The sequence below is a fragment of the Vagococcus sp. genome (assembly GCF_036639995.1).
Taxonomy (GTDB): Bacteria; Bacillota; Bacilli; order Lactobacillales; family Vagococcaceae; genus Vagococcus.
In genome coordinates, this window is sequence record NZ_JAVWHO010000003.1 from 43010 (window position 1) to 62322 (window position 19313).

Annotated in this window: 18 protein-coding genes and 1 other RNA gene; 12 read left to right on the plus strand and 7 right to left on the minus strand. The window is 32.2% G+C overall.

Translation table 11 applies throughout. The features are described 5' to 3' along the window. Window positions 1-69: 69 nt before the first annotated feature. From RR554_RS02130 to RR554_RS02150, 5 genes are all read left to right on the plus strand, one after another. The gene (locus RR554_RS02130; protein WP_332467335.1) at window positions 70-1110 is read left to right on the plus strand and encodes an LCP family protein; all 1041 of its coding nucleotides are present in this window, start codon (window positions 70-72) and stop codon (window positions 1108-1110) included. Between the two features lie 98 nt (window positions 1111-1208). After that, window positions 1209-2063, plus strand: coding sequence for a DegV family protein (locus RR554_RS02135; RefSeq protein ID WP_332467336.1), 855 nt, complete (start codon window positions 1209-1211; stop codon window positions 2061-2063). Between the two features lie 108 nt (window positions 2064-2171). Then, on the plus strand, window positions 2172-3281 hold the full coding sequence (gene alr, locus RR554_RS02140; RefSeq protein ID WP_332467337.1) for an alanine racemase: 1110 nt from the start codon (window positions 2172-2174) through the stop codon (window positions 3279-3281). A 22-nt stretch (window positions 3282-3303) separates the two neighbouring features. Beyond that, window positions 3304-4245, plus strand: a complete 942-nt coding sequence (locus RR554_RS02145) for an AEC family transporter (RefSeq protein ID WP_332462292.1) — start codon at window positions 3304-3306, stop codon at window positions 4243-4245. A 48-nt stretch (window positions 4246-4293) separates the two neighbouring features. Next, window positions 4294-5640, plus strand: coding sequence for a DEAD/DEAH box helicase (locus tag RR554_RS02150; protein ID WP_332462293.1), 1347 nt, complete (start codon window positions 4294-4296; stop codon window positions 5638-5640). A 43-nt stretch (window positions 5641-5683) separates the two neighbouring features. Here the strand turns inward: RR554_RS02150 and RR554_RS02155 are convergent, their stop codons facing one another. Further along, window positions 5684-6118 carry a GNAT family N-acetyltransferase gene (locus tag RR554_RS02155; RefSeq protein WP_332462294.1) on the minus strand — a complete coding sequence of 145 codons (435 nt, stop codon included), beginning with the start codon at window positions 6116-6118 and terminating at the stop codon, window positions 5684-5686. A gap of 62 nt (window positions 6119-6180) precedes the next feature. Here RR554_RS02155 and RR554_RS02160 point away from each other — a divergent pair, with 62 nt between their 5' ends. The 4 genes from RR554_RS02160 to ssrA all read left to right on the plus strand — a co-directional run bounded on the left by RR554_RS02160 (window position 6181) and on the right by ssrA (window position 12034). Beyond that, window positions 6181-7098 carry an alpha/beta hydrolase gene (locus RR554_RS02160; RefSeq protein ID WP_332462295.1) on the plus strand — a complete coding sequence of 306 codons (918 nt, stop codon included), beginning with the start codon at window positions 6181-6183 and terminating at the stop codon, window positions 7096-7098. Between the two features lie 287 nt (window positions 7099-7385). After that, window positions 7386-10028, plus strand: coding sequence for an alanine--tRNA ligase (gene alaS / locus RR554_RS02165; RefSeq protein ID WP_332467338.1), 2643 nt, complete (start codon window positions 7386-7388; stop codon window positions 10026-10028). Window positions 10029-10279: 251 nt separating this feature from the next. Then, complete coding sequence (locus RR554_RS02170; protein WP_332462297.1) at window positions 10280-11554, plus strand: bacterial Ig-like domain-containing protein; 1275 nt, start codon at window positions 10280-10282, stop codon at window positions 11552-11554. A 113-nt stretch (window positions 11555-11667) separates the two neighbouring features. Beyond that, window positions 11668-12034: a transfer-messenger RNA gene (gene ssrA, locus RR554_RS02175) on the plus strand. Between the two features lie 167 nt (window positions 12035-12201). On the opposite strand, the gene RR554_RS02180 is transcribed toward ssrA, so the two are convergent. The 5 genes from RR554_RS02180 to RR554_RS02200 all read right to left on the minus strand — a co-directional run bounded on the left by RR554_RS02180 (window position 12202) and on the right by RR554_RS02200 (window position 15712). Then, entirely contained in the window at window positions 12202-12342 is a 141-nt protein-coding gene (locus tag RR554_RS02180) for a hypothetical protein (protein ID WP_332462298.1), read from the minus strand. Between the two features lie 207 nt (window positions 12343-12549). Then, a complete protein-coding gene (locus tag RR554_RS02185) occupies window positions 12550-12813 on the minus strand; it encodes a hypothetical protein (protein ID WP_332467339.1) in 264 nt (87 codons plus the stop codon). Window positions 12814-13229: 416 nt separating this feature from the next. After that, window positions 13230-14429, minus strand: a complete 1200-nt coding sequence (locus RR554_RS02190; RefSeq protein ID WP_332467340.1) for a hypothetical protein — start codon at window positions 14427-14429, stop codon at window positions 13230-13232. Between the two features lie 15 nt (window positions 14430-14444). Beyond that, on the minus strand, window positions 14445-15332 hold the full coding sequence (locus RR554_RS02195) for an ABC transporter ATP-binding protein (RefSeq protein ID WP_332467341.1): 888 nt from the start codon (window positions 15330-15332) through the stop codon (window positions 14445-14447). After that, entirely contained in the window at window positions 15332-15712 is a 381-nt protein-coding gene (locus tag RR554_RS02200; RefSeq protein WP_332462302.1) for a GntR family transcriptional regulator, read from the minus strand. The genes RR554_RS02195 and RR554_RS02200 overlap by 1 nt, the downstream gene beginning before the upstream one ends. Window positions 15713-15914: 202 nt before the next feature. On the opposite strand from RR554_RS02200, the gene RR554_RS02205 reads away from it, so the two are divergent. The 3 genes from RR554_RS02205 to RR554_RS02215 all read left to right on the plus strand — a co-directional run bounded on the left by RR554_RS02205 (window position 15915) and on the right by RR554_RS02215 (window position 18989). Beyond that, on the plus strand, window positions 15915-17351 hold the full coding sequence (locus RR554_RS02205) for an NCS2 family permease (protein WP_332467342.1): 1437 nt from the start codon (window positions 15915-15917) through the stop codon (window positions 17349-17351). Window positions 17352-17527: 176 nt separating this feature from the next. Then, a complete protein-coding gene (locus tag RR554_RS02210) occupies window positions 17528-17707 on the plus strand; it encodes a hypothetical protein (protein ID WP_332462304.1) in 180 nt (59 codons plus the stop codon). A gap of 76 nt (window positions 17708-17783) precedes the next feature. Beyond that, entirely contained in the window at window positions 17784-18989 is a 1206-nt protein-coding gene (locus RR554_RS02215; protein ID WP_332462305.1) for a multidrug efflux MFS transporter, read from the plus strand. Window positions 18990-19020: 31 nt separating this feature from the next. Here the strand turns inward: RR554_RS02215 and RR554_RS02220 are convergent, their stop codons facing one another. Next, window positions 19021-19209, minus strand: a complete 189-nt coding sequence (locus tag RR554_RS02220) for a YjzD family protein (RefSeq protein ID WP_332462306.1) — start codon at window positions 19207-19209, stop codon at window positions 19021-19023. Window positions 19210-19313: the final 104 nt, after the last annotated feature.

Below are 19313 nucleotides of genomic sequence, written 5' to 3' on the forward strand. Positions count from 1 at the left end.
TGATTGTTTAAAAAACTGTCAAAGTAGGCTATCCTTATTAGAGATTAAATGTTAATAAGAGGTGTCGATATGGCAAATATGACAAGGATGGAACGTCATCGTCAGGCCGAATTAGAAAAAGAAAATAAAAAACAGAAGAAACAAGAACAACCAAATAATACTCATCAAGCGCCAAATCCTGACGATAAAAAACCAAAAAAAGTCAAAAAGAAACGAAAAAAATCAAAAATTATTGTTGTTATCTTAATTGCAATCATTGCGTTATCAATAGTTGGCTATTTAAAAGGTGTGGCAAGTACCAAGTTAGATAAAAATAATAAGCAAGCAGATGTAGGAAACTTTTTAGGAGAAAAAAGTTCTGATGGTTCAACCAATGTTCTTCTTTTAGGTAGTGACTCTCGAGGTGAAGACCAAGGTCGTTCAGACTCAATTATGATTGCTCACTATGATAAAAAGAATAAACAACCAAAACTCGTGTCTATTATGAGAGATACGTATGTTGCTATTCCTAACAATGGTGGCATTGAATACAATAAAATTAATGCAGCATATTCTTATGGTGGACCAGAACTCGTTAGAAAAACGATTAAAGAAACATTTGGTATACCCATTCAGTATTACGCGATTGTTAATTTTGAATCGTTTCCCAAAATTGTAGAAACACTTGCTCCAGGTGGTTTAAAGATTAATGCTGAAAAAGATTTAGAGGTCGAAGGAACTGTCATTAAAAAAGGGGAGCAGAAAATGAGTGGTAATGAAGCACTTCAATATGCTCGCTTTAGAAAAGATGAAGAAAGTGATTTTGGTCGTGTCAGACGCCAGCAACAAGTGATGACAGCTTTATTAAAACAAAGCTTGAATCCGTTAAATGCTTGGCGTTTACCAGAAACAATTGGAACTGTAAGAGGCTACACGCAAACAGATATTCCTTTTAGCTTCTATCCAAAAGTTGGAACAAGTTATTTATTTAGTGGTCACAAACCCCTTGAAATTTTAACTGTTCCAGTAGAAGGTTCATGGAATGAAGGGTATTATGACCACGCTGGAAGTGTCCTAGAGATTGATGAATCAGTCAATGCGCAAGCTATGGCAAATTTTTTCAGCAAATAATTCTGGGTTAGAGTTTTACTTTACTTTGATAGAAGAGAACTCTATAATGTAAAATAGGCGTTATTTTGCCGGAGAGAGAAAAGAATTGAGGAATTACAATGAAAATTGCAATCGTCACGGACAGTACAGTTTTTTTAAAAGACAACTATCGTAATCGTGAAGATCTATACATCGTTCCTGTCCCGCTTATAATAGATGATAAAATTTACTATGAGGGAGTCGACATTCATGTTGATGGATTTTATGAGTTGTTGAAAAATGCGAAACAATTTCCTAAAACATCACAACCTTCTATTGGTGAATTATTTGAATTGTATGAAAACATTGCAAATGACGGTTATGATGCCGTAATCAGTATTCATATGTCATCTGGAATTTCAGGATTTATTAGCTCTTTGACAAGCATCTCAAAAGAGGTTGATGCAATCAACGTTTATCCATTTGATTCATTGTTAACAAGTGGACCTATGGGAAAATTAGTTGAAGTAGCACTTGAGATGGTAGAGAATCCAGAAGTAACACCTGAGATGATTTTAAATAAATTAACAGATATGAGAGAAAAACTCGAAGGAATAATTGTTGTCGATGACTTGAATCACTTGGTTCGTGGAGGTCGTTTAAAAAACGGTGCAGCTATTTTAGGAACACTTCTAAAAATTAAGCCAATTCTTAGTTTTAAAGAAGGAGATATTGTCTTAAGTGAAAAAATCCGTTCTCAGAAAAAGGCACTTCACCGTGTTGAAGAAATTGTCTTAAATGAGATTAAAAGTAAACCTGAAGATAGCTCATTCTATGTTATACATTGTAATAACATGCTTGTTGCTAAAAAGGTTGAAAGTGAATTGTTAAAACTACATCCTGAACTGGATGTGGTTATCTGTGACTTTGGCCCAGTTATTGGAACCCATTTAGGAGAAAAATCAGTTGCAATTGGTGTGGCTCCAAAAGAATAAAAGATTGACTCAATTGAGTTGATCTTTTTTTATTTTCCAAATGATGTTATTAAAAGAATAAGAATTTTTATGATAGAATAAGATTTAGTTTAAATAGGATGTGGGAAAATGAAATCAAGTAAATACAGACCAAGTAAAATTGTCGTTGATTTAGAGGCAATTAGATATAACGTCAAAGAAGAAATAAAGAGACTACCAAAAGAGACAGATTTATTTGCTGTTGTTAAAGCAGATGGCTATGGTCATGGAGCACTTGAAGTCGCTAAGGCAGCTCTTGAAGTAGGAGCAAAAGGATTGTGTGTCTCTAACTTAGATGAAGCCGTTGAATTGAGGGAAGCTGGTATCACGCAACCAATCCTTGTCCTAAGTTATGTCTCACTAGAATTTTTAGAAGTAGCTGTTGCTAATAACATTACACTCACGGCTACTAGTTTAGAATGGATTAAGCAATTGAATGATAGATTAGATAAAAAAATAACTATCCATTTAAAAATTGATTCTGGTATGGGAAGAGTAGGCATTATTGATTTAGAGGAAATGCGAGAAGCCAAAACTATTTTACAGACAAATCCGTACATTGATTTTGAAGGAATATTTACTCATTTTTCAAAAGCGGATAGCCAAGATGATAGTTATCTCAATTTACAAAAAGAAAGATTTTCAAGCGCACTGAAAGTGTTTGGTGAAACGGTTAAATATATTCACACAGCTAACTCGGCGACAGCACTTTGGCATGACGCTTGGGAAAGTAATTTGGTTCGATTTGGTGATGCAATGTATGGAATGAATCCGTCAGGAAAAGAATTAAAAACACCTTATTCTTTAAAACAAGCCTTGACTCTTGAAACAGAAATCATCCATATTAAACAATTAGCAAAGGGTGAAAAAATAGGTTACGGAGCTACTTACGAAACAAAATCTAAAGAATGGATTGCTACTCTTCCAATCGGGTATGCAGATGGATTTAGACGTGATTTTCAAGGTTTTGAAGTGTTAGTAGAAGGTCAAAAGGTTCCAGTTGTTGGGCGTGTTTGTATGGATCAGTGCATGATTAAATTAAGTAGTAAACTACCTGTAGGGACAAAAGTTATTATCTTTGGTGACAGTCAAGGGCAATTTAATTCAATTCAAACAGGTGCAGAATATATTCAAACAATTAACTACGAGATAACATGTGGTTTAACGGAAAGATTGCCTCGTTATTATGTTAACAAGTAAAAAGAGGAGTGGCTAATTAGTTATGTGGGCATCTTATTTAAATATTTTAGTAGTTTTTGCTATTATTTTTCTAAGTTATTTGTTAACTTGGCGAAAATGGTTTGATAATCATGTTGCCGATGTTTTTTCAAAATTGGTATTAAATATCACGCTACCTTTAAATATGTTTCTAAATATGACGCAAAAATTTACAAAAGCAGAATTTTTAGAGTTGTTTAAAGGTATTGCATTGCCGTTTGTTTCAATTTTAGTGACATTTCTAATTAGTTTTATTTATACGAAAGTTACGAAAGTTCCGGTGACAAGACGGGGTGCGTTTATGACAATGTTTACTGCGGCAAACACTATTTTTATGGGGTTACCAGTAAACATGGCAGTATTTGGTGAAAAAGCAATTCCTTACGCCTTGCTTTATTATATGTGTAACACCACATTTTTCTTTACAATAGGAATTATATTAATTGCAGGTGACAATCCAGAGATTAAAATGAATCAAGCAAGATTTAGTTTTAAAAAATTAATGAAGCAACTACTTTCACCAGCATTGATGGGATTTGTAGTCGGTATATTATGGTTATTAACAGGCGTTCCAGTACCAAAGCCGTTGTTTGATTTTTCAACGTATGTTGGGGGAATGACCACAGCATTATCTTTATTTGTCATTGGTATCATCATTTATCAAACAGGTATTAAAAACTTGAAAATGAATAAAGATGTAGCAGGAGTTTTGATAGGTAGGTATTTAATTTCTCCTCTAATCGTGTATTTACTTTCCTTTTTAATACCAGTACCACCCCTTATGTTAAAAGTTTTCATCTTACAATCTGCTATGCCAGTTCAAAATGCCATGCCCATTTTAGCTAGAGGATACGGTGCGGATGAGGAATTTGCAACAAGCAGTTTAACGTATTCAATTTTGAGTTATTTTATATTTATTATTGTGATTTTAAAACTATTCTTTTAAAGTGTGCTATAATGCCAAAGGATAAAAAAAGAGAAGGAAGGTGAGAGAATGAATTTATTTAACCAATTTAATTTTCAACCATTTATCATGGATGCTTTAGAAGAGAAACATTTTCTTAAGCCCACAGAAGTACAAGAGAGATTAATACCTGTTGTCATACAAGGGAAAAATGTGGTAGGACAATCGCAGACAGGCTCTGGAAAAACACACACATTCTTATTACCAATGATGAATGCTGTTGATACAGAAAAAAATGAAGTACAAGGAATCATTACAACACCAAGTAGAGAATTAGCTGAACAAATTTATCAAGCAGCGATTCAACTTGCAAAACACTCTCCAAATGAAATTAGAGTCTCTCAATATGTTGGTGGGACAGACAAAAAACGTCAGATGGAAAAACTAGCAACGACACAACCTCACATTGTTATTGGTACACCAGGCAGAATTCTTGATTTAGTTAATAGTCAGTCGTTAAAAACATTTACAGCAAATTGTTTTGTTGTCGATGAAGCAGATATGACTTTAGATATGGGATTTTTAGAAGAAGTCGATAAAATTGCTGCAACATTACCTAAAAATGTTCAAATGTTAGTATTTTCTGCAACTATACCGGTGAAATTAAAACCATTCTTGAAAAAATATATGGACAATCCTGTTGTCGAACATATTAAACCAACATCAATTATTTCAGACACAATTGATAACTGGGTTATTTCAACTAAGGGTCAGAATGTCGATGCGATTATCTATCAGTTGTTAACAGTTGGTCATCCTTATTTAGTTATGGTGTTTGCTAATACGAAACAACGTGTGAATGAAATTTCAGCCTATTTAAAAGAAAAAGGGCTAAAAGTAGCGACTATTCATGGGGATATTCCACCACGTGAGAGAAAACGTGTTATGAAAGGTGTTCAAAATCTTGATTATCAATACGTTGTTGCAACAGACTTAGCAGCTCGTGGTATTGATATTGAAGGTGTATCACATGTCATTAATGCGGAAATTCCAAATGATTTAGAATTCTTCATTCACCGTGTAGGACGTACAGGTAGAAATGGGCTAGATGGCACAGCGATTACTTTGTATCAACCACAAGACGAATCACAACTGGCTGAGCTTGAAAAATTAGGTATCGAGTTTCATCCAAAAGCAATTCGTGGCGGGGAAATTGTTAATTCTTATGACAGAAATCGACGTACAAAACGTGATAAAACTCAAAAACAATTAGATACTGAAATGATCGGTTTAGTTAAGAAGAAGAAAAAAAATGTAAAACCTGGCTATAAGAAAAAAATTGAACGCGCGATTAGCGATAAAGAAAGAAAAGAACGTAAAGTAGAACGTCGTCAAACAGATAGAGCCAAAAGAAAATCTAGAAAACAAGATTATTAAATTTAAAAGAGGAAGTGGACCGTGTCAGTCAACTTCCTCTTTATTAATATAATTTTTTTTCAAGTTTGACACAAATAATTCCATCTTCAATAAATTCATCAGAGACAACGTCGTATCCCATTTTTTTATAAAAAGGAATAGCTTGTTTTTCACCATGAATTCTTGAGAGGGTACATTTATTTTTTCTGCCTTGTTGCTCTAACTCTAGTAAAACTCGTCTACCTAGTCCTTTTTTTCGCCATTCTCGTCTAACACAAATTCTCTCAGGCCTAACAGTTGTGAGGTCATCTTGTTGATAACGGCCGGTTGCAATAGGTGTCTGATTATAAAAAATAACTAAATAATTCGTTTGATCTGAATCATAGGCATCAAACTCTGCTTTAGGAGAAATTTTTTGTTCTTGAACAAAAACTAGAGTTCTTAAATAATATGAGGCTGCTTTAATCCATTGTTTGTTATTAAAAATAACAGTAATCATGGTTTTTGTTCCTCCTATCTCTTGTTATAATCATATAATACCATTATTTTGAGGAGAATTTTATGAAAAAAAGAATAATTATTATATTTTCAGTATTATTTGTGTGTTTATTAATAGGTTTAGGCTACGGTGTTCATTATTTATTTGACTTTGCTGTTGTTTCTGGTGAAAAAGAGTTCATCAAGCAAGAAAATACAGTGAAATTAGAGCAAAAATGGAAATTTAGTGACAATCACTTAGAAAAAATAAAAATTAAATCAAATGATGACTTATCCCTATCAGCTAGATTGATTTCCCAAGAAAAACAAAGCAAAAAAGTCGCTATTGTTGCTCATGGATACATGAGTGAAGGTTACGCTATGCCAGATTATGCAAATATGTTTTATGAAATGGGATATGACGTATTAGTTCCTGATAATCGTGGACATGGTGAGAGTGAAGGAAAGTATGTAGGCTTTGGTTGGCAAGACCGAATGGATTACCAGCAGTGGATAGAAAAGATGATTCAACTAAATGGTGAGGACATTGACATTGTTTTGTTTGGCGTTAGTATGGGGGCATCAACAGTAATGATGACCAGTGGAGAAACTCTACCACACCAAGTTAAAGCCATTATCGCAGATTGTGGCTATACCTCAGTTGCAGATGAATTATCGTATCAGTTAAATGACATGTTTAATTTGCCATCATTTCCTTTAATTCCTCTCACTTCGCTGTATACAAAAGTTCTTGTAGGTTATTCATTCTATGAAGCTAGCACAGTAGAACAACTTAAAAAAAATAAGTTACCATTACTGTTGATTCATGGTGATCAAGATGATTTTGTGCCAACGGAATTTGTCTATACTTTAAGAGATGCTACAAAGGGGTCTAAACAGGTAGAAATTTTTAAAGGAGCAAATCACGCAACCAGTTTTAAAACGGATTCTAAACGTTATAAAAAATTAGTAAAGAGTTTTTTATCTGATTATCTAAATTAATATAAAGTGGAGTTGTTGACAGAACTGTTTAAATTCATTATAATTTGAGTGCTAGTAAAGGATACAAGTTACTGATAGTTTAGAGAGCTTTCTGGTTGGTGAAAAGAAAGAGTACAGTAGATGTTGTTGCTCCCTTTATAAACTGATAAGAAATTATCACGTCTCACTTTGCGTTAAAGAGTGCTAAAGAGGTAATGAATGTTAAAGCATCGTTGCAATCAAGGTGGTACCGCGAAAAATCGTCCTTGACTGCAAGGTGCTTTTTTATATTTTTAGGAGGAATGAATATGAAACAATTATCAAGTGTTGAAGTAAGACAATTATTTTTAGATTTTTTTAAATCAAAAGGTCATAGTATTGAACCAAGTGCATCTCTTGTACCAATTGAAGATCCAACGCTTCTATGGATTAACTCAGGAGTAGCTACGTTAAAAAAATATTTTGATGGTACCGTTGTGCCTGAAAACCCGAGAATAACAAATGCTCAAAAAAGTATTCGTACAAATGATATTGAAAATGTAGGTAAAACAGCTCGACATCATACCATGTTTGAAATGTTAGGTAATTTTTCAATTGGAGATTACTTTAAAAAAGAAGCTATTCACTGGGCGTGGGAGTTGTTAACAAGTGAAGATTGGTATGCTTTAGACAAATCAAAACTTTATGTGACAGTCTATCCAGAAGATACAGAAGCTAGAAGAATTTGGCATGAAGAAATTGGTTTACCAAACGAATCAATTATTGATATTAAAGATAACTTCTGGGATATCGGTGCCGGTCCATGTGGTCCTGACTCTGAAATTTTTTATGATCGTGGTCAAGCATTTAATGATGTAGCTGAGGACGACCCTGAAAACTATCCTGGTGGGGAAAACGAACGTTACTTAGAAATTTGGAACTTAGTATTTTCCGAATTTAATCATACTGAAAATCATGAATACGAACCATTACCACAAAAAAATATTGATACAGGTATGGGGTTAGAGAGAATGGTATCTATTTTCCAAGATGCTCCTACTAACTTTGAGACAGATCTTTTCTTACCAATTATTCATGCAACAGAAGAAATGTCAAAAGATAAAAAATATGAAGATTCTACTGCAATTAAAACATCATTTAAAGTAATCGCAGATCATGTTCGTGCTGTTTCATTTGCAATTGGAGACGGAGCACTACCTTCAAACGAAGGACGAGGCTATGTCTTACGCCGTCTCTTACGCCGCGCTGTGATGCATGGTAAAAAATTAGGAATTGATGAAGCTTTTCTTTACAAGTTAGTTCCAGTTGTGGGAACTATTATGGAAAGTTACTATCCAGAGATTTTAGAAAAACAAGACTTTATTCAAAAAATTATTAAAACAGAAGAAGAAAGATTCCACGAAACAATTAATGATGGTTTGCAAATTATTACTGATTTGATTGGAGAGTTAAAAGAAGAAGGAAAAGACACTCTTCTTGGAAAAGACATCTTCAAATTATATGACACTTATGGCTTCCCTGTTGAATTAACAGAAGAGATGGCTGAAGAAGAAGGGTTAAAAGTAGATCATGATGGTTTTGAAATAGAAATGACAGCTCAAAGAGATCGTGCTAGAGCCGCTCGTTCAACAGAAAACTCAATGAATGTTCAGTCAGCTGTTTTAACAGATATCAAAGTAAATTCTGAATTTATTGGTTATGACAAAACAATAGCTGAGGCTACTTTAGAAATCATTATTCAACATGATGAAAAACAAGATAGCGCTGCTAAAGACGATGCACAATTAATCTTTGATGTAACACCTTTCTACGCTGAAATGGGTGGTCAGATTGCAGATAAAGGTATCATAAAAACATTAGAAGGTAACACTGTTGCTAAAGTTGTTGAAGTTAAAAAAGCGCCAAATGGACAAGCCCTTCACTTTGTTGAATTGATAGGAGAAGTAAAAACTGGTCAAAGTTATCAATTAGTTGTTGATCAAGAAATGCGTGCTAAAATTATTAAAAATCATACAGTGACACATTTGTTGCACCGCGCATTAAAAGATGTTTTAGGTGAACATGCCAATCAAGCCGGATCGCTTGTTTCTCCAGGGTATTTACGCTTTGACTTTACTCATTTTGAACAAGTAACACCTGAAGAATTAAGCCAGATGGAACAAATTGTAAATGAAAAAATCTGGGCAAGTTTACCAGTAGAAACTGTAGAGACTGATATCAGTACAGCTAAAGAAATGGGCGCGATGGCTCTCTTTGGCGAAAAATATGGAAAAGAAGTCCGTGTTGTTAATATTGGCGGTTACTCAATTGAACTTTGTGGTGGCGTACATGTCAAAAATACTTCAGATATCGGTATTTTCAAAATAACGTCAGAATCAGGCATTGGAGCAGGTGTTCGTCGTATTGAAGCTGTAACTAGTAAAGAAGCTTTTGAAGTTCTACACGAAGAAGAAATGGCACTAAAAGAAGTTGCTCACTTAGTTAAGGCACCTCAATTAAAAGAAGTTGTTTCCAAAGTGACTAGTTTACAAGAACAATTAAGAGAGTTACAAAAAGAGAACGAGGCCCTGTCTTCTAAATTAGCTAATGCAGAAGGGGATCAAATTTTCAAAAATATTCAAGATATTTCTGGAGTTAAAGTCATTGCTGAGAAAGTAAATGTAAAAGATATGAATCAATTACGCCAACTTGCTGATCAATGGAAACAAAATAATTACTCAGATATTCTTGTCTTAGGAACCTCTCAAGGAGATAAAGTTAATTTACTTGCAGCTATGACAAAAGAGATGAATGAAAAAGGTTTTAAAGCGGGTGATTTAATTAAAACAATTGCTCCTCTTGTAGGTGGTGGCGGTGGTGGTCGTCCGAATATGGCTCAAGCTGGTGGTAAAAAACCAGAAGGCATGGAAGACGCATTATCTGCTGTGTTAGATTGGATTAAAGAAAAATAATTTTTCAAAGAGTTCAGACATTTATTTTGTCTGGCTCTTTTTTTCTTAAACAATTCTTAAAAAAATCTAAAACAGCTAAAAATCAATGTTATGATAGTTATTCATGCATCTTAACAAACATAAAACCTTCTTTTTTTGATACAAATATTAAAATAAATACATTTATGTTACAAATATGTTACAAAATATTGTATAATAGGTTTAGCAAAAGAAATACAGTTATTTAACAAAAACATGAAAGGGTGAGTAAAATGAAACGAACAAAAAATATTTTAGCAGCAGTGGTGTTATTAGCGTTTTTACTTCCAGTTTCCTCTTTTGCAACGAGTGACCCTGGTGAAGTAAACACAGATCAACGTCAAGAAGATACTTCTCCAACAGTGAGTGTTAAATCAATATCAGTTAAAGACACTAATATACCAGTTGGAGAAAAATGGCAACCTAGTAGTTCTTTTAATTATGTAGAATTGTCTGATGGCAAAAAACTTGAATGGAACGCTGTGGCAAATGAGGTAAACGTGAATGGAAATGTGGACACTGCAATTCCTGGTATTTATAAAATCACCTATACCTATGCAGGACAACAGGCAACGGCAAATGTGACAGTAAAAGAAATGGAAGTTATTAAAGTACAAGAATTATCTATAAAAAATACAGATCATCAACTTGGAAATAAATGGGATGCTTCCCAAAACTTTAATTATGTAATGCTATCAAATGGCGTTAAACTAAGTTGGAATGAAGTAGCAAAAGATATTAAGGTAAGTGGTAATGTAGACATTGAAAAACCTGGTGTTTATAAAGTAATTTATGATTATCAGGGAGTTAAAAAAGAAGCAAACGTTACAGTGAAAGAAATGGAAGTTATTAAGGTACAAGAACTATCTGTAAAAGATACAAATCACCAACTTGGAATCAAATGGGATGCTTCTCAAAACTTTAATTATGTGATGCTAACCAATGGTATTAAATTAACATGGAATGAAGTGGCAAAAGATATTAAAGTAACTGGCAATGTAGATGTTGAAAAGCCAGGTGTCTACAAAGTGACATACGACTATCAAGGAGTTAAAAAAGAAGCAAACGTAACAGTAAAAGAAATGGAAGTTATTAAAGTACAAGAGTTATCTGTTAAAAATATTACTCTTGCAATTGGTGCTAAATGGGATGCTTCCCAAAACTTTAATTATGTGATGTTAACAAATGGTATTAAGCTATCATGGAATGAAGTAAAAGATAATATGAGTGTAACAACTGAAGATGGCAAACTTAAAGCTGAAGAGTTTGTTGATACAAATAAAGCTGGTGAGTACAAAATTAAATACACCTATGAAGATCAAAGTGTAACAGCCATTGTAAAAGTGGGTGAGCAGGCTGTTAAACCTAATCCAAATACGAATACAACTAACAAAAAGATTCTACCTCAAACAGGAGAAGGTCAAAATACAATGTACCTTCTGGTAGGAATTACTATTGTTCTTATCGTTCTTGGAACTATGATCTTTAAAAGAAGAAAAAGAGTTTAAGTAGTTAGAAAAAAATAATTGGGTTTCTCTTATTGAAGAATTTGAGAAACTCAATTGTTTTCTTTTATAGATTATTTCTAATAGTTATGATATACTACTATTTGTGAAATTAAGGGGACGTTACGGATTCGACAGGCATAGTTGAGCTTGAATTGCACTTCGTAGGTTACGTCTACGTAAAAACGTTACAGTTAAATATAACTGCTAAAAACGAAAACAATAATTTTGCTTTAGCTGCCTAAAAACAGCTAGCAAAGATCCTCTTGGCATCGCCCATGTGCTCAAGTAAGGGTCCTAACTGAAGTGGGATACATTAACTTTTTCCGTCTGTAAAAGTTAAAAGAGCATATCAGACTAGCAATGTTTAGGGCCTGTTATACGGCATGAAACAAAGCGAACTCTTAAATGGTATAACTATGAGTGTAGAAGTTTGAGTGGCAATATGTTTGGACGCGGGTTCGACTCCCGCCGTCTCCATTTATAAAAAAATTAAAGAAACTACAAACATTGTTAAATTAGTGTTTGTAGTTTTTTTGTCTTTGATATATATAATTTAAACATAAAAATTTATCTGAAAGTAAAATAAAAAAACCGTTCAAACAACAACTCGTGGATCATTGTTTGGACGGTTTTTGACTAAAATAATACTATGATAATTTTGTAGTATCTCCAATAATGAAATGTAATCCATAATCTAAAGATAGAAATGAAATCACTTTAGATACGATATTTTTTTTAGTGTTTGACACGTTAAGCGTGTTAACAGAATTTAATTCCATTGTTTTCATAAACTTTTTCCCCCATACTTCTAATTGATATAGCTTGTTGTGTTCCATTTGTTAGGAATAAATCAAGAAAGAATATCTAATCAATAAAAATGATTGATATCATGAAAATTTCTTGAAAACAACTCGTCAATTAATAATATATGTTTTTATTGAAAAAATCAAATAAAAAAATTAGAAAAAAATAAAAAAGACTGAATAATTTCAGTCTTAGTTAACTTGATTGTTATCTTCTTTAATCTTTTTTAATTCACTATTGATAGTATCGTATTTTTTTGAAAGCTCATCAATTTTTTTATCAGCTTTATTATTAGCCTCTATTAATTTTTTGTTTTGCTCATTCAATTTAACATTTAATTCATCAGATCGTTTGAGTTCATCGTTAGTACTTTTTAATTTTCCAATAGCAAATATACTCGTTAAACACAGTAAACCTATGACAATTGTTAATACAATATTTTTTTTGTTTGTCATCTAAAAACCCCTTTCGATTAGAGACATCTTCATTATAACCGCAATGAAGCGAATAATTCAAAGGATACGCTGTTTGAAATCATGAAAATACGAACTAGTTGGGATTAAAAAGAGAATAAGGGATGGGGAATCTCTCAATAGATCTAGTTCGATAACCAATTATAACATATTTTTTGTAAAAAAAATCAACGTTTTTTTTATAAAGTTACAATTTGTTACTAATAAAAAAAGTTGGAATAATTATTTTAATTATTCCAACCATTCTGATGGTTGCTCTTTTATATCTTAAATAAATTCCTAGCCAATGACGAAGCATCCCTTAGTAGTTTTTCTAAAATAAAGAGACAAGCATCAGTTACCTTCGTTACTATATTTATTGTACCTTTTTAGATAATCACAAGCAAATGATATCCCTGTTAAAATAATATTTTTTCTATAATTTTAGGTTTTTTATTAAAAAGAATAAAATCAGTGAGCAAATAAAGAGCGAGCAATATTAAGCCAATTTTAAAACTATTAATAACCATTCCAGTATATTCAATTTTTTCATTTGGAAAGAAAGTTAAAAGGAACGTTCCAGATGCGAATGTTATGGTTCCGTAAATTATAATGACAATCTGAATGATTCGTTTTAATTTTGGAATAATAATAAAATTTCCGCTATTTTCAAGTGTAATAGATTCAAAAATAAATTGTCCTAAAAAGAGAACGATTGCAGATAAAAAAATAAGGACAAGTAAAGGTAATGCATTGAAGGGTTGAGTGGTTACTTGCCTTAACGGTAAAACTGTAGAAAGCATATTTGTACTGACTTTCGACGCCAAATCTTTTTCATTTAAAAAGAAAGTTTGAACAATATAGTCAATATTTGAAAGAAATGATTGAAAAGTAAATAAAATTGTTAGAGTAGCAGCAAGCCCGAATAGCCAATTACCTATTATTAAACCAAGAAAACTACATAAAATAAAAAGAGATACCAATGTAAACCATCCTGAAAAAGAAGAGATGATGTGTTGCTTTAAACTAATATTTAAAAAAGTGTTTGGTATAAAGAAACGATAAGCTAAAAGTGAAATAATTTTTGAAATAAATAAAGATAGGGATAAAGTTCCACCAATCAAGTAATACTTATTCCAGTAAATGGTAGAGCGTTTATATTTACTAGTAAATAGGAGAGCATTGAAATTTGACTTCAAGTCAAGTAAGAATAGTAGAATACCACTTAGCACAAATATAATTAAAAATTGTAAAAAATGTTCATTATAGAATGGGTATGAATTAAAAGCTAGTTGATTAGCATCTTCATTTGGATTGAAGACAGTTAAGTTGTAGTTTTTATATTCTTCAAAACTATCAGTATAGACTGTTTCTTCCTTATTTAGATCAAAGTACAAGAATACCTTTCCCTGTTCTTGATCATCAAATGAGTAAGATTCTTTAATCTGTTTTTCAAAATGTTCTTTTGATTTCTCACTTGTAAAATAATTGTAATTACTTTTCCAAGAAGTAATATCTGAAACGGTTTGGACAAGATAAATACCAGAAATAATAAGAGCTAATGCAATCATGATTTTTTTATAATGGTGAACGAGTAATTTGTTTAATGAGCGATCCATAACAATCTCCTTTCATTAGTTAAATAATTGATAGTCAGATTCTGATGTGAATTGCGAAGAGAATAAATCTTCCAAAGTTAAAGGGACTTCTTCAAATAAAACCGGGTCTTTTTCTAAGATAGACTCATAAAGTTCATCCGTCAAATTTTCAAAAATACCAATAATAACTCTACCGTTAACTTGAATAATTTGGCAATTATCTTTTACAATTGATGGAACATTTTTTTTCTTAAATACCATTTGAATTTTCTTTACATTATCTCTGATTTCATGTAGATTAAAGGATTTTTTGATTTCTCCATCTTGTAGGACAATGGCGCGGTCAATAATATGTTCGAGCTCTAACAAGTTATGGGAAGAAATTAGTATTCCACATTGATTGATAGTTACTTCGTTTAGAATTAAAGAGATAACTTTTTTTCTAATAATTAAATCTAATCCGTCAAAGGGTTCATCAAGTATGTAATAGCTAGCTTGACAAGAAAAAGCCAATATTAATTTATATAAAGCTTGCACACCTTTAGAATTCTTTCCGATAATAAAACTAATATCGAGATCATACTTTTTTAAAAGACTAGTATATTTTTCAGAATCAAAAGTCGAATATAATTCTTGGTAATACTGCTTAATAGTAGCAGGAGTATGATGTTCTAAAAAGTTATTTTTCTCATCTAAATAAAAAATTGATTCTTTTAAAGCAGGAGATTGATAAATGGATTGATTATCGATTAAACAATCACCACTATCTTTTTTATAAAAATTTGTTATTGTGCGAAATAAAGTTGTTTTTCCTGCACCATTTCTACCAATTAATCCAACAATTTCTCCTTTTTTTAAAGAAAAACTGATGTCATTTAAAACAGCTTTGTTATTAATCATTTTTTTAAAATGAATGACTTTCATTAGTTATCACCAACTTTATCGTAGAATAAATTAACCCAATTAGTTGCTTCTTCTTGAGAGATGTTTTGGTAGTAAATATCTAATAATATTAAGTCTAATTTGAGTTTAAGTTCGCTTTTAGTGCTTTTAGAAGGAGCAATCCCAGTTCTGTTTTTTACAAAAGTACCTTTTCCTATTAAGACGACAATTAATTCTTCTTTTTCTAGTGTTTTATACGCTCGATTCACGGTGTTAGGGTTAATATTTAAAGTAGTTGCCATCTCACGAACAGATAATAAACGATCACCAGGTTTTAACACTCCGTCTTTAATTTGTTTTTTGATATAAACAACAATTTGCTCATAAAGTGGTTCATGACTTAGTTCATCTAAAAGAATCATCAACGTACCTCCTTATTTATTCTTATGTGTCTTATTTTAATTAGGACACTTTTCTTTGTCAACTAAAAACCGAACATTATCCAAAAAAAACATAAAAAAATACATATTAACCTTGATTAAAAATTTTTTGATACGTATAATCAAATTTGTTATATAGCTAAATGCGAACGAAAATAAAATAAAAAGGATTGATTATTAAGAAATGGATAAGTTTTTTAAATTAAAAGAGAATGGCACGACAATTTCAACCGAAATTATGGCAGGTTTCACAACGTTTTTTGCCATGAGTTACATTTTATTTGTAAATCCTGCTATTTTATCTTTATCAGGTATGCCGTTTCAAGCGGTATTTTTAGCAACAATTATTAGTTCGGCTATTGGTACGTTAGTTATGGGGTTATTTGCTAATGTTCCTTACGCGCAAGCCCCTGGTATGGGATTAAATGCTTTTTTCACTTTTACAGTTGTTATGGGATTAGGGTATACATGGGAACAAGGTTTAGCAATGGTTTTTTTATGCGGTATGATAAACATTGTTATCACGGTAACTAAATTTAGAAAGTTAATTATTAAATCTATTCCAGAAAGTTTACAGCATGCTATTGGTGGTGGGATTGGAATCTTTGTTGCGTATGTTGGGCTTAAAAATATTGGGTTTTTACAGTTTACATCTGATGCAAATAGTATTATTTCTTCAAGTGTAGATAACGGAAAAGTGACAAATGTTGTTTCAAACGGGGGGATTGTTCCAGCATTAGCTAACTTTAACAATCCAGCAATTATTTTAGGACTTATTGGTTTAATTATCACAAGTATTTTAATTGTCAAACAAGTAAGAGGAGCTATTTTAATCGGTATAATTGTAACGTCCGTTATTGCTATTCCAATGGGAGTTGTTGATTTGTCTCAAGTAAACTTCCAAGAAAATTCATTAGGGAGTTCTATTAATGAGTTGGGAACAACATTTGGTGCAGCATTTGGACCAAAGGGAATGGTATCTCTATTTTCAGACACATCTAAAATACCGCAAGTTCTACTTACTATTTTAGCTTTTAGTTTATCTGACATTTTTGATACTATCGGAACTTTTATTGGGACTGGTAGAAGAACAGGGATTTTTTCTAAAGAAGATGAAGCAGCGGTTGAAGATAGCCGCGGATTTAAATCTAAAATGGATAAAGCACTATTTTCTGATGCAATAGCAACATCTGCTGGAGCTATTTTTGGAACATCGAATGTTACAACGTTTGTAGAAAGTGCTGCCGGTATTGGTGCAGGTGGTCGAACTGGATTAACTTCCGTTGTAGTGGCTATTTTATTTCTACTAAGTAGCTTTTTATCGCCGATTGTTAGTGTCGTTCCAGCGCAAGCAACTGCTCCTGCGTTAATTTTAGTAGGTGTGATGATGATGGCATCATTTAAGGAAATAGATTGGGTAAATTTGGAAGAAGCCATTCCAGCATTTTTTACTTCAATTTTTATGGGATTATGCTACAGTATTTCTTACGGAATTGCGGCAGGTTTTGTTTTTTATGTCATTATCAAGTTAGTAACTGGGAAAAGAAAAGATATTTCCCCGATATTATGGGTTGTTACACTATTGTTTGTCATTAATTTTATTGTTATAGCAATACTTTAAATAGATAAAATTAGTTGGAGGTTAAGAGTAATCTTAGCCTCTTTTTTTGTTGTATTTAGCTTAAATGAACAAAAGGTCAATAATAATCTGTAATAGGTAAGGTTTTATCTTAAAATAATAGAAAACATGTATTAAATAGAGTAAACTGAATATATGAAAAACTTAGGAGTGATTTAATGAAGGATAAATCTAAGAAGAGTAACCGACAGGCAGATTTGCTATCTGAATTAGATGGGATTAAGAGTCGGGTGGTTGATTATGATTGGGAATATCGTTTATCAAGATTTGAAGAAAAATTAAAAAGTGAAATGGATGAAGCTTCAAAAGTAGTTATAGAAATGAAATCGACTAAGTAAATCAAGTAATCTGAAGTGTCTTTTTTTGAAAGTAGTGTATACTTAAATACATTATGGAAGGATGATTGATAATTTCATGGAAGTAGACTGGAAAAAGAATTTGTACATTGCGTGGGTTGGATGTTTTTTTACAGGAGCTAGTTTTAGTTTAGTCATGCCATTTATTCCTATATATATTGAGCAATTAGGAGCACCAAGTAATAAAATTGAGTTTTATTCAGGACTATCAATAAGTGTTACGGCGTTTTCGGCAGCTATTTTTTCGCCTATTTGGGGAAGTTTGGCTGATAGAAGAGGGCGTAAATTAATGATGATTCGGGCTGCAGCTGGTATGACTATTACAATGGGTTCTTTGGCGTTTGTTCCCAATATATTTTGGTTAATGGTTATGCGTTTTTTTAATGGTGTTTTAGCAGGATATATTCCTAACGCAACAGCAATGATTGCCTCTCAAGCGCCAAGAGAAAAGAATGGTTGGACACTTGGCACCTTAGCTACAGGAGCAGTTGCTGGAAACTTAATTGGTCCATCCATGGGTGGTTTTTTAGCTCAAACTGTGGGGATTCAAAATGTTTTTATTGTAACAGGAGCAATTCTATTAATTAATACGTTATTAACTATATTTTTTGTGAAAGAAGATTTTAAACCAGTACCTAAGAAAAACATGGTATCGACGAAAGAAGTTTTCAAACAAGTGAAGAAACCTTCTGTTTTAATTGGATTGTTTATAACAACGTTAATTCTTCAAATAGGAATTACTAGTATAAGTCCTATTTTGACTCTTTATATTAGAGAGATAGGAGGAAACGTAGATAACATTCTATTTGTTAGTGGAATTATTGTGTCCGTTGCGGGAGTGTCTACGTTTATTTCTTCTCCATTCTTAGGGAAAATAGGAGATAAGGTTGGAAATCAGCGGGTCTTATTTTGTGGTCTAATTTTTTCATTAATTTGTATTTTGCCAATGTCTTTAGTACAGACACCATTTCAGTTAGGTTTACTCCGATTCTTTATGGGATTTTCAACAGGCGCGTTAATGCCTTCTATTAACACATTGATAAGTAAGTTAACACCAGTTGCTGGTGTTAGTCGGATTTTTAGTTTTAATAATATGTTTACAAACTTGGGACAAGTAATGGGACCATTAGTTGGTTCAGTTGTTGCTAATGGTTATGGTTATCGATCAGTGTTTGTTGCAACGAGTGTATTAATTGTTTCGAATATCATTTTAACTTTTTTTAATTTTAGAGGTGAACTTGCTTTAAAAAATCCATTTAAGTAAATAAAAAAAACAGACATATTGTCTGTTTTTTTTATTTACTTGCTGCTTTTTCTTTTTTTGGTAGAGCTGCTTCAGCGATTAACATAACGATAACGCCACAAACAAGTGAGACAATTGCTGATTTGGTGAAATCATAAGTACCTTGTGACAAAGCTCCACCGATATAAGCAACAACTTGTCCTAAAATAAATGACCAAAGAAGAACTATTAACTTACTCATACTACATGCGCACCTCTTTTCAAAGATAGTTTACCAATCTTGCTCATAAAAGTAAAGATGAGATGCATGTTTTATCGAATAAAAATTTTTGTGTTATAATGTGC

What these genes read in the sequence shown, in the direction of transcription:
- RR554_RS02150 (WP_332462293.1), top strand. Translation starts at nt 4,294, where the DNA reads ATGAATTTATTTAACCAATTTAATTTTCAACCATTTATCATGGATGCT.
- RR554_RS02210 (WP_332462304.1), top strand. Translation starts at nt 17,528, where the DNA reads ATGAAGGATAAATCTAAGAAGAGTAACCGACAGGCAGATTTGCTATCT.
- RR554_RS02185 (WP_332467339.1), bottom strand. Translation starts at nt 12,813, where the DNA reads ATGACAAACAAAAAAAATATTGTATTAACAATTGTCATAGGTTTACTG.
- RR554_RS02205 (WP_332467342.1), top strand. Translation starts at nt 15,915, where the DNA reads ATGGATAAGTTTTTTAAATTAAAAGAGAATGGCACGACAATTTCAACC.
- RR554_RS02195 (WP_332467341.1), bottom strand. Translation starts at nt 15,332, where the DNA reads ATGAAAGTCATTCATTTTAAAAAAATGATTAATAACAAAGCTGTTTTA.
- RR554_RS02130 (WP_332467335.1), top strand. Translation starts at nt 70, where the DNA reads ATGGCAAATATGACAAGGATGGAACGTCATCGTCAGGCCGAATTAGAA.
- RR554_RS02145 (WP_332462292.1), top strand. Translation starts at nt 3,304, where the DNA reads ATGTGGGCATCTTATTTAAATATTTTAGTAGTTTTTGCTATTATTTTT.
- RR554_RS02170 (WP_332462297.1), top strand. Translation starts at nt 10,280, where the DNA reads ATGAAACGAACAAAAAATATTTTAGCAGCAGTGGTGTTATTAGCGTTT.
- RR554_RS02200 (WP_332462302.1), bottom strand. Translation starts at nt 15,712, where the DNA reads ATGATTCTTTTAGATGAACTAAGTCATGAACCACTTTATGAGCAAATT.
- RR554_RS02215 (WP_332462305.1), top strand. Translation starts at nt 17,784, where the DNA reads ATGGAAGTAGACTGGAAAAAGAATTTGTACATTGCGTGGGTTGGATGT.
- RR554_RS02155 (WP_332462294.1), bottom strand. Translation starts at nt 6,118, where the DNA reads ATGATTACTGTTATTTTTAATAACAAACAATGGATTAAAGCAGCCTCA.
- RR554_RS02180 (WP_332462298.1), bottom strand. Translation starts at nt 12,342, where the DNA reads ATGAAAACAATGGAATTAAATTCTGTTAACACGCTTAACGTGTCAAAC.
- RR554_RS02220 (WP_332462306.1), bottom strand. Translation starts at nt 19,209, where the DNA reads ATGAGTAAGTTAATAGTTCTTCTTTGGTCATTTATTTTAGGACAAGTT.
- alaS (WP_332467338.1), top strand. Translation starts at nt 7,386, where the DNA reads ATGAAACAATTATCAAGTGTTGAAGTAAGACAATTATTTTTAGATTTT.
- RR554_RS02190 (WP_332467340.1), bottom strand. Translation starts at nt 14,429, where the DNA reads ATGGATCGCTCATTAAACAAATTACTCGTTCACCATTATAAAAAAATC.
- RR554_RS02135 (WP_332467336.1), top strand. Translation starts at nt 1,209, where the DNA reads ATGAAAATTGCAATCGTCACGGACAGTACAGTTTTTTTAAAAGACAAC.
- RR554_RS02160 (WP_332462295.1), top strand. Translation starts at nt 6,181, where the DNA reads ATGAAAAAAAGAATAATTATTATATTTTCAGTATTATTTGTGTGTTTA.
- alr (WP_332467337.1), top strand. Translation starts at nt 2,172, where the DNA reads ATGAAATCAAGTAAATACAGACCAAGTAAAATTGTCGTTGATTTAGAG.